12 protein-coding genes and 1 pseudogene are annotated in these 9,082 nt (G+C 61.9%); 4 read left to right on the top strand and 9 right to left on the bottom strand.

All coding sequences use genetic code 11. The annotated features are described in order from the left end of the window. A pseudogene (locus BGN95_RS04870) lies at positions 1-200 on the top strand (DUF308 domain-containing protein); the annotation flags it as partial. Between the two features lie 162 nt (positions 201-362). Here BGN95_RS04870 and BGN95_RS04865 read toward each other — a convergent pair. The 9 genes from BGN95_RS04865 to BGN95_RS04830 all read right to left on the bottom strand — a co-directional run bounded on the left by BGN95_RS04865 (position 363) and on the right by BGN95_RS04830 (position 6,572). Then, positions 363-1,040, bottom strand: coding sequence for a phosphoribosyltransferase (locus BGN95_RS04865; protein WP_286771806.1), 678 nt, complete (start codon positions 1,038-1,040; stop codon positions 363-365). Beyond that, complete coding sequence (locus BGN95_RS04860) at positions 1,037-1,696, bottom strand: dienelactone hydrolase family protein (protein WP_286771805.1); 660 nt, start codon at positions 1,694-1,696, stop codon at positions 1,037-1,039. Before BGN95_RS04860 ends, BGN95_RS04865 begins: the two co-directional genes overlap by 4 nt. Positions 1,697-1,773: 77 nt before the next feature. After that, on the bottom strand, positions 1,774-2,022 hold the full coding sequence (locus BGN95_RS27100; protein WP_353744676.1) for a nitroreductase family protein: 249 nt from the start codon (positions 2,020-2,022) through the stop codon (positions 1,774-1,776). After that, positions 2,019-2,345: a nitroreductase family protein gene (locus BGN95_RS27095; RefSeq protein ID WP_353744675.1), complete on the bottom strand. Its 327-nt coding sequence runs from the start codon at positions 2,343-2,345 to the stop codon at positions 2,019-2,021. Before BGN95_RS27095 ends, BGN95_RS27100 begins: the two co-directional genes overlap by 4 nt. Before the next feature lie 246 nt (positions 2,346-2,591). Beyond that, positions 2,592-3,932: an erythromycin esterase family protein gene (locus BGN95_RS04850; protein WP_286771804.1), complete on the bottom strand. Its 1,341-nt coding sequence runs from the start codon at positions 3,930-3,932 to the stop codon at positions 2,592-2,594. Between the two features lie 161 nt (positions 3,933-4,093). Next, a complete protein-coding gene (locus BGN95_RS04845) occupies positions 4,094-4,228 on the bottom strand; it encodes a hypothetical protein (protein WP_286771803.1) in 135 nt (44 codons plus the stop codon). Between the two features lie 9 nt (positions 4,229-4,237). Then, complete coding sequence (locus BGN95_RS04840) at positions 4,238-4,864, bottom strand: cytochrome b/b6 domain-containing protein (RefSeq protein WP_286771802.1); 627 nt, start codon at positions 4,862-4,864, stop codon at positions 4,238-4,240. 262 nt (positions 4,865-5,126) lie between these two features. Continuing rightward, positions 5,127-5,720: a hypothetical protein gene (locus BGN95_RS04835; RefSeq protein ID WP_286771801.1), complete on the bottom strand. Its 594-nt coding sequence runs from the start codon at positions 5,718-5,720 to the stop codon at positions 5,127-5,129. 15 nt (positions 5,721-5,735) lie between these two features. Continuing rightward, a complete protein-coding gene (locus BGN95_RS04830) occupies positions 5,736-6,572 on the bottom strand; it encodes a universal stress protein (protein ID WP_286771800.1) in 837 nt (278 codons plus the stop codon). A 370-nt stretch (positions 6,573-6,942) separates the two neighbouring features. Here BGN95_RS04830 and BGN95_RS04825 point away from each other — a divergent pair, with 370 nt between their 5' ends. The 3 genes from BGN95_RS04825 (at position 6,943) to BGN95_RS04815 (ending at position 8,832) form a co-directional block, all read left to right on the top strand. Then, complete coding sequence (locus BGN95_RS04825) at positions 6,943-7,620, top strand: hypothetical protein (RefSeq protein ID WP_286771799.1); 678 nt, start codon at positions 6,943-6,945, stop codon at positions 7,618-7,620. 70 nt (positions 7,621-7,690) lie between these two features. Further along, a complete protein-coding gene (locus BGN95_RS04820) occupies positions 7,691-8,059 on the top strand; it encodes a hypothetical protein (protein WP_286771798.1) in 369 nt (122 codons plus the stop codon). A 2-nt stretch (positions 8,060-8,061) separates the two neighbouring features. After that, a complete protein-coding gene (locus tag BGN95_RS04815) occupies positions 8,062-8,832 on the top strand; it encodes a C39 family peptidase (protein ID WP_286771797.1) in 771 nt (256 codons plus the stop codon). Positions 8,833-9,082: the final 250 nt, after the last annotated feature.

Raw genomic sequence — 9,082 nt, 5'->3', positions numbered from 1 at the left:
TCGCAGCTCTCGCGCAGCGCGCGCATGGCCGGGGGGGGCTTCTGGTTTCAGGACTGTTCAGCATAGCCGCGGCCTTCCTTATCGGAGCCGGCTGGCCCGGCGATGCGATATGGGTGCTTGGCGTAATCGTCGCTGTAGACCTGCTGATCCAGGGAGCCATGCTGATGCTGATCAGCCTGACGCTGCGGCCTCTTCGCTAGGTTGGCGCGGGCGATCCGAGTTTTCCGTGATGGAGAACCCGGATTTTCCATCGTCACGTATCCTCCAAGCAGCGCGAGCATATGGTCATCGGCGTTATCTGCGAGCCTGAAACCATTGACGTTGGTCAGCGACGCCAGGTTTTTAATGCCGGGTAAGGCTCGTCAGTCGGTCAGCGTTGCCCGACCATCTATGCGCGCCTTAGCGAGCAGTGACATAACTTCCGCGTCGCTGGTCTGATCGAAATTCCCATAATGCGCGCCGACTGCGTAAAAAGGGTCAGGTGCGGCTAGGCAGACAAGTTCGTCGCATTCGCTTTCGAGTTCGGTCAGCGCCTCGCGCGGCGCAACCGGCACCGCGAGCACAAGCCGCGCGGGCCGGTTCTTGCGGGCGCCGCGCAGTGCCGCTTTCATCGTGCCGCCTGTCGCGATGCCATCGTCGACGATGATGACGGTGCGTCCCGTCATTGGCGGAGGGACGCGATCGCCTAGATAAGCGCTGCGCCTGCGATTGATCTCGATCAGCTGGCGACGGAGTTCTGCCTCGATATAATCTGGCGTCAGCGCAAGTGTCCGGATCAAGATATCGTTGAGGACGAGCTGTGGCTCGGCGCCGTCAACCACCGCGCCGAGCCCGAGTTCTGGATGACCGGGCACGCCCAACTTGCGCACCAGCAAGAGATCGAGGTCTGCACCGAGCGCACGCGCGACCTCAAAAGCGACAGGGACGCCGCCGCGTGGCAAGGCCAGCACCAGAGGGTGGGTGATCGCGAGGTGAGACAGGGCTGCCGCGAGGCGGCGGCCCGCATCCGCACGATCGGCGAAGATTGGACGGAAGATCATGTTCTTGCTCCTTCCGGCAAATATATCCGAAACCAGTTCTGCGCGTGCCCGATCACCTCATCGAGCGTTCCGGGCTCCTCGAACAGATGCCCCGCGCCGGGCACGATCACGAGGTCGCATGGACACCGTAAATGCCGCATCGCTTCACGATTGAGCGTGATGACCGGACCATCGAGACTACCGACGATCAACAGGGTTGGGGCGCGTACGCGCTCGAGCATCGCCTCGCCCGCGAGGTCCGGACGGCCGCCGCGCGAGATAATCGCCTTGACCCGATCCGGGGCGGTAGCTGCGGCGAGCAACGCCGCTCCGGCGCCCGTGCTCGCGCCAAAATAACCGATCGGCAGCCGGGCAAGCTCGCCCACCGTTGCCGCCCAATCGGTTGCGTGCAGCAGCCGTCTTGCCAGAAGGCCGATGTCGAAAACCTTGGCGCGATCCTTTTCCTCGGAAGGGGTCAACAGGTCCAGCAACAGCGTGGCAAAGCCTGCCTGACGCAGGCCAAGTGCGACATGGTTGTTGCGCGGACTGAGCCGGCCGCTTCCGCTGCCGTGTGCAAATATCACCAAGCCGGCAGGCGAGGGAGGGATGCCGATGATCCCGACGATACCGTCGGGACGGATCGAGACGGAAAATTGCGTGAGTGCAGTGTGGTCCATGCCTCAGGTCCAATTCACTTGCGGCAGCGCGTCGGGCCGAATTGTCTCCGGCGAAGGGCCTTGGCGCTTCCGGCAGGCTAAGCCGTGCTCGCCTCAAGCCAGCGGATATCGGGATCATTACGGGTCACGGGCGGCGGCCAGGACCGTACCTGTCCGATGATGATCGGGGCGACTGGTTGCGATGACACCGAGAGGCCAAGCATTGCCTTGCCGTCGGTCGTTCCAAGCCAGCCCTGGGCAAAGCCGATCCAGCAGCTTCCGAGCCCTGCGGCGCGCGCGGCCAGCATCAGATTCTCAGCTGCAAGAGCGCAATCAACCTCGCTCACGGACCGGCCTCCTTCGCCGATATCAGCACCAATGCCGGCGCATGATAGAAGATGTGGAATCCAGGATCGCTGAGCAGAGTCTCGAAATGATGCGCGAGGAGCCCGACCGATGGGCTGTGCAGCATATGTGCCTTCGCCTTATCGGAGATGCGCTGCAGTAGCGCTTGGTCGGTGACGATGCAGAAAGACCAAGGCTGGCGATTGACGGCACTTGGTGCCTGGATCGCGGCATCGACCAACGCGCGCAGCTGCACCTGGTCAAGCGGCTCGGGCGCATAGTCCCGAACAGCACGACGGTTTCTGATCGCATCCATCAGTTCCATGGTGATTGCCCTTTGCGGAAGATCGGTCGGGCCACAGCATCATTGTGTCTCAGGTAATTGCATGCCGCCATTGTCCACTCCGTTGCTTAGGGATCGAATCATCCGGTTGGAGCCAAGAGCATTCCCCGACTGTAGGAGCCGGAACATCCGGTTAGTTCCTTAGAGATGCGCATGCGGCACCGGTGGCTCACCAATCGCTCGGGAAGTGATTACCCTTTTGGCTCCCGCCTTGAAGGCTTCGATCGATCAGAGGCCGAACGGATAAGTTTCAGGTGCGCCCGCCGGCCGCTCCGGGCCGATCGGCATGACATTTCGGGTCTCCTCGAACCAGACCCAGGCATCGAACTGCTCGGCCAGCACCGCCTGGAAATAGTGGCTCGCAAGCTCACTTTCGGGACGATAAATCACCCCGATCGCGCGTTCGAGCAGCGGTTCGCGCAACAGTGTAACGAGGTGCTCGTGACCCTTGGAGCGCCATTCGGTGAGCGTTCGGGACAGCCCGGTCAGCCGAAAGGCATGCTCATAGCTGCCGGGCCGCGCGGGGCGAACCGATTTGATTTCCATCATGCCGTCCCAGTCGCTTGCCGCGGCGACGGTGCCGCGATCGGTGCCGAAGCCGATCAGAATTGCCTCATCGCCATGCGCCATCCGGCACAGCTCTCCGATGTTGAATTCGCCCTGCCAGCCCATTGCGGTCGCCGCTGCATTGCCGACATGGCTGTTATGCGCCCACACGACGGCTTTGGCGCCATCTCCGCGATGCGCGAGCAACGCCTGAAGCGTTCCGAACATGTGCCGGTCGCGCAGGTTCCAGCTCTCCGTCGCGCCGCGATACATCGCGCGATAATAGCGCTCCGCAGCACGGACGATGCGGGCATTCTGTACCGCGTCGAACCAGGCCTCGCCGTCGGGCGCGCGCAGCAGTTCCACCCGATGTTCGAAAAGCTCGCGCAATTGTGCGACCGCCCCATCCTCGCAATTGTCGCGTCCGTGGAGCGCTGCTCTCCCATAGCCGGCGGGATCTTGCTGCCAAGGGGTGAGGCAGGCGTAGCGCGCGCGTGCCGGCGGCACCATCGCGGGTGCGGTGCGCTCAAGATAGCTCAGAACCGCGTGGATTGATTCGCCGAGGCTGTAGATATCGAGGCCGTGGAACGAGGCCTGATCATGTGGCTCGCGCCCGGCGTTATATCCACGCAGCCAGTCCGCAAATGCCAGGACCTCAGCGTTCCGCCACATCCAGGCGGGGAAGCGGATGAACGGGTCGCCTAGGCGCGGGCGTGGCGCGCGATGGCGTGCGTAATCGTCGATGCGCGCGGCATCCGGCCAGTCCCCCTCGACCGCGACGATCGAAAATCCATGATGCTCGATCAGCCGGCGGGTGATAGCAGCGCGCGCGCGGTAGAATTCCGAGCTGCCGTGGGTTGCCTCGCCAAGCAGTACGATGCGGGCATCGGCGAAGCGATCGAAACAGGCGCCGAATTCTTCGGGGCGATCGGGATCCGGCAACGGCTCGGCATGACGACGCAGCGCCGGAACCAATTGCTGCAAATTCACTTCGGCTCGTTCGGCCAGATTAACCTCACGCATGGCTTCCATCCGTCGCGTTGAAACCTGCACCAGCCTGCCCCCGGAGAGAACGCGCGGGCTATTCGCAATTATCCTCGGTTGCAGGTGAACAAGGAGCGCCGGACACATGCGCGCGGACGAACAGCCGCACTCCCCATCATGGTGAAAGGACGATCTGCAGCTCATTGGAATTTTCGACGCGCCGTTGCATACAACGTGCGCGAGCGGCGAGAATTGTAGACCGTCGCTTCGTCTGTTGCCGGATCGCAGGTCTGGATAATGGTCTTGCGTTCGAGGGCCTTGGCGCGGTCGAGCATCAAGCGTGCCTATCGTCGGCCAGGCAACATCGCGACAACGATTTGCCGGCCATTCCGGCGAGTCTCGAACAGCACGCCCGCCAAATGCAGTGCAATGAGCACATAGATCAGGTTGGCAGTGATTTCGTGGACCTCGCTAAGCGCGCCTTCCTCACGCTTCTCGTCTCGCTTCTTCCGGTCCCTGGCTGCGGCACCGGCTCGCTCAATCTGGATTTCGCGCGCCTGCCGATGGCTGGCGTCAGCGCGCAAGCCGCCAGGAAAACCAGCCGTTGCGATGCCGGTCGCGATCATGACGGCGAGACACGACCAGATCGCATAGACCATCAGCGCCCCAAGGGGATTGTGCGAAGAATACTGGTGCTTCTCGCCGGCCAGTATTTCGCGGATATGCACAAATGCGCGACACGGACTTGGCGGGAACGCGGAGAAGCGTGCTTCCGGTGGGCCGATTAGCCCCCATAACAGCCGCAAGCCGAGGATCGCCGTTAGCGCATAGCCGATCCAGATGTGCGCGCGCGAGCCGCCCTCGGTAAAGATTGCGTTGGTCATGACCGCTGCGACGATCGCCCAATGGGTGAAGCGGACCACGGTGTCCCAGCGGCGTGGCGGTCGCGCTTCAATCGTCGTCGCGGTCATGGGTCTCTTCCTTGTGCTTGATAGGCTCGTGACGCTCCCCGTTGCACCGCTTTGCCTCGGGTTTCTTCGCAGGTGCTGCTTCGGCTACAGTCACTCGCTGTCCTGCCACTGGCAAGTGATCCTTCGCGAGCGCGGGAAGGGTGATTACTGCCAGTGCAATGGCTGGCGCAGCAAATTTGAGGGCCCGGGATAGCATGTCGGTCTCCGTGTTTCGGTAATTCGAGGTGCGCCGGGCACGGCAATCGTGCTATCCGCATCCGGCTTATCGAGGCCGAAATACGCTGCTGCTTACACCGCGGCTGTTCGAGCCCGATACATCCAAAGGCCGCTTCAGCCGAGCCGGTTGCTCGCCGGCCGAGCCCTCCGGCGCGCGGGTCGCTTTTGCCACCTTCAATGGAAGCGCAAGACTGAGCTTCACGCCGAAATAGCCGCGGTCATGCCTGCCGCAGTCCCAGCCTCCCACTATTTTTGCCTTACAGGTGACGGGTCTGGCTTCCGGGTTCATCTGGCCGAGCGCGAGGCGGACCTGCGGCGCAAGGTCGTGTGGAAGCCATCCAACCGCCCGGCCATCGATCATGACCCCCACTGCGTTGGAATCCTGCTGACTGTCGTCAAACACAAGTTGCGCTGGGAAATGACAATTATGCCCTTCGGCGCATCGACCGTCGACGATCGCACCGATCTCCTGCTGCCATTGCGATTCGCCGACGAGCGAAACGTTGAAGCCGCGTCCTGCGGCGAGCGGGAGAACACCTCGCTCATTCCACCAGCAGCCCAGCCCGTCATAGTTGGTGGGGAAATGTGGCCGATCCGCACTTTGATGTGGCTTCGAGAAAATCTGATCGAACAGACGCATCACCCTGCTTCCGTTTCAATGCGACAGCAAAACGGGCAGGCGGACGTCGTCCAGCACTGACTGCGTGGCGCCACCCAGAACGAATTCGCGTACGCGCGAGTGGCCAAAGGCACCCATCACAAGAAGATCACCTCCCAATGCGAGCGCCTCTTCGCACAGCGCGGTGCCCGCGTCGCGACGCCGCGCTTCGATTGTCCGGATGCCTGTGGAAATGCCGTGAGTCGCAAGATGCCGTTGCGCTTCCGTAGGGTCAGCCGCAGTGGGAAGCTCCTTGTCGCCTGTCACCACAAGGAGTTCGATCGCATCAGCCGCCGAGAGTAAGGGAAGGGCGTCCGCCAGCGCCCGCGCCGCTGCCCTGCTGCCATCCCAGCCGATCGCGATCGAGCGATAGCGATGCGCAGGACCATCTGGCCGGGGCAGTAGCAGCACGGGCCGGCCGGACCCAAAGACGAGCCCCTCCGCCATATAACTCCAGTCCAGTCCGTCGCTGGCCGGAACCACCGTGAGATCGCGCGTGCGCGCCCATTGAGCGAGGTCGCGCGGGGAGATCAACGAGCTGCATTCGACCAATATCTCAGCGCCTCGGCGGGCCTCGGGGATGCGAGCTGCAAAAGCTGCGAGAAGCTCGTTCGTCCACTCCTTGCTTTTGCGGTTTTCGATCGCAATCGCGTCGTCGGCATGGGTGAGCTTGTTGGCGAGCCAGCTCGAAACATCGGGAAGGTAAATCTGGCATAGGCCAGCCGATACCCGTGCGCCCAGGGTTTCGGCCAGTGTTCCCGCGGCATCGATCGCCCAATGCGGCGTAGGAACAGGATAGCTCGCCATTTGCAGAAGAATATCGCGGACCGCCATCATTCTCTCCAGCGTCATATTACGGGAGAATAACTGTCGCGCCGGCATAGACGAATACGTGGCAATACGTATGAGCAATAGTTGCGAGCATAGGATCAGGCCATTGTCGTTTGTCATGTCATGACAATGATCACAAAAGCATGCTGCAATAGCGTCAGGCAGCTGGATCGGTGTAACGCGTGAATCGCTGCGTTTACCGGCGGTTAGGGCGCCAGGGTAGCGCGATCTCACCTGCCGTGCAGGGCAGTGTCGGTTCTTACGCACGGATTATCTCGGTCAAAACATGTCGCGAGCGCAAAACCTCAGCCGACAGTGTTCGATATTCTTGTCTGTGCCGCGATCGCGCGGATAACAGGAAAGGAATATCGAAATGAGCAAATCCAAGCTGCTTATTGGCGCGGCCGCGGCTGTGGCGTTCGGCGCAGCCGTTCCCGTCTTTGCGCAAACCAGTGCCGGGGGATCGACCGTGACGGGTGCGTCCGGCGCTCACAGCGATACATCGGTCGACACCACCAGCACGACGGTCACTAAGAACGTCTCGCTGACCAGCAGCCAGAGCGACAGCTCCCAGCACAGCAAGACGCTCGCGCTCGGTAGCTACAACACGGACAATTCCCAGCGCACCAAAACGGTGACCGCGGACAGCAACAATACCGATAATTCGCAGCGGACCAAAACGGTCGCGGTCGGCAGCTACAACACCAACAATTCCCAGCGGAACAAGGTGCTCACGCTCGACAGCAACAATTCGGACAGCTCGCAACACAATAAGACGCTGACCTGGAACAACACCAACAATTCGCAGCGTAATGGCAACATCCGTCTGATTGCCGACCAGACGCTCGATTCGTCGGTCAGCAATGCCGGCCCGATGAATTTCAACGGTATGCATTCGAGCTATGGCAGCGGCGCGAACAGCATCGGCGGAAGTGCGTTCGCTGCCTATTCCGGCATCCTGAACCAGGGCTGGAATACCGGCATCAACGCCAATTCGCAGGCAGCGACCAACATCGCCGCGCAAGGGACGACCAGCTTTACCACCCATTGATCCCCGCCTGCCGGGCGGGTTCGTCCTGCCCGGCTCTTTTTCTCTTCTCCGGAGTAGCAGGAGGCGCAAGATGTCGCGTTTTTCCTTTACCTGCCCTATCGCGATTGGAACGGCCTTGACCATCGGCTCGCTCGCGGTCCCGCCGGTGCAGGCGCAAACCACCCCCCCGGCTACCGCTACTCCGCTCGACCATGCCGTTACGCTCAACGATGCAACGCTCGGCGAAGAGCGTGGCGGGCAGGCGATCGTGATTGGTAACCAGGCGTTGCAAAGCAGCCTTAGCGGAAATACGATCGCAGGAAATTACATCGCTGGCGCGATAAGCCTTTCGGACAATGCCTTCGCCAACTTTAACGGCATGGGCAATGTCGTGATCAATTCCGGCGCGCAGGCAAATCTGCAGAGCGCAATGAATCTAACTGTCAATCTGGGGAACTGAGCGTGGCCAGCCGGCCTGCCCTACGGCGATGCGGGCTTTTCGCCGGGCTGATCCTTGCCGCGTCCGTCGCATCGCCGGGCGCCGCGCAGACCAGGCCAGTCGCGCAGATGACGGTGGCCGCACCCGGCCGCGCGCCGGGCTATACGGTGCGCGTCAGAAGCTGGGCCGAGATCCCGTTTCGCACGATCGTGCGACAGCGATTCGACTTCAGCTGTGGATCGGCGGCGGTCGCAACCTTGCTCACCTATCAGTATAATACGCCGACTGACGAGACGACGCCGTTCCGGGCGATGTACGACGAGGGAGACCAGCCTAAGATCCGGCAAAAGGGTTTCTCGCTGCTCGACATGAAGAATTACCTCATCGCACGGGGATTTGAAGCGCAAGGCTATCGCCTGGGAATCGAGGACGTGCGTGCACTCGCGAAACCGATGATCGCGCTGATCAATGTCCGCGGATACACGCATTTCGTGGTGATCAAAGGCGCGCGCGATGGCCGCGTGCTGATCGGCGACCCGGCGCGCGGGTTGATCAAGGTTTCAGATGCCGATTTTGCCAGGATGTGGAGCGGGATCGCGCTGGTGGTCGTCGCGCCGCCGGCCGGATTGGACGGGGCGTTCAACCTCGCGCGGGATTGGGACCCCTGGTCCACCGCGCCGACCCGGGTTTTCCAGGGCGAACGTACGATCACCGCGACAACCGACAATCTGCCGCCGATCTATCAGATTCAGGTGCAGATCCTGCCCAATATCCGCGTAGGAGGGATTCCATGATGAGCAGGTCCGTATGCGCAGCGATATGCCGGACGCTGCTCGTGGCGGCGCTTTCGCCTGGCGGAACCGCGGCCGCTCATGCCGACGTGGGGATATCGGACGAGACTGCGGCGAGAGCCGATGCGCCGATGAGCGCGACTGCAACGGCTGGGCTCCTTTCGCACATGAAAGCATTGAGCGATAGCGAGATGGCCGAGGCGCGCGGCGGGTTCAACTGGGGCGGCATGAGCATCAGTTTTGGTGCGGATGT

Source organism: Sphingomonas sp. 66-10 (genome assembly GCF_001897045.1).
GTDB classification, from domain to species: Bacteria; Pseudomonadota; Alphaproteobacteria; order Sphingomonadales; family Sphingomonadaceae; genus Sphingomonas; species Sphingomonas lycopersici.
Note: the sequence above shows the minus strand (reverse complement) of the source record. Positions and strands in the feature narration are given on the sequence as shown.

Excerpts from the sequence above, each read along its gene's own strand:
- BGN95_RS04845 (WP_286771803.1), bottom strand. The coding sequence starts at position 4,228 with ATGCTCGACCGCGCCAAGGCCCTCGAACGCAAGACCATTATCCAGACC.
- BGN95_RS04835 (WP_286771801.1), bottom strand. The coding sequence starts at position 5,720 with ATGCGTCTGTTCGATCAGATTTTCTCGAAGCCACATCAAAGTGCGGAT.
- BGN95_RS04825 (WP_286771799.1), top strand. The coding sequence starts at position 6,943 with ATGAGCAAATCCAAGCTGCTTATTGGCGCGGCCGCGGCTGTGGCGTTC.
- BGN95_RS04865 (WP_286771806.1), bottom strand. The coding sequence starts at position 1,040 with ATGATCTTCCGTCCAATCTTCGCCGATCGTGCGGATGCGGGCCGCCGC.
- BGN95_RS27095 (WP_353744675.1), bottom strand. The coding sequence starts at position 2,345 with ATGGAACTGATGGATGCGATCAGAAACCGTCGTGCTGTTCGGGACTAT.
- BGN95_RS04830 (WP_286771800.1), bottom strand. The coding sequence starts at position 6,572 with ATGGCGGTCCGCGATATTCTTCTGCAAATGGCGAGCTATCCTGTTCCT.
- BGN95_RS04820 (WP_286771798.1), top strand. The coding sequence starts at position 7,691 with ATGTCGCGTTTTTCCTTTACCTGCCCTATCGCGATTGGAACGGCCTTG.
- BGN95_RS04860 (WP_286771805.1), bottom strand. The coding sequence starts at position 1,696 with ATGGACCACACTGCACTCACGCAATTTTCCGTCTCGATCCGTCCCGAC.
- BGN95_RS04850 (WP_286771804.1), bottom strand. The coding sequence starts at position 3,932 with ATGCGTGAGGTTAATCTGGCCGAACGAGCCGAAGTGAATTTGCAGCAA.
- BGN95_RS04840 (WP_286771802.1), bottom strand. The coding sequence starts at position 4,864 with ATGACCGCGACGACGATTGAAGCGCGACCGCCACGCCGCTGGGACACC.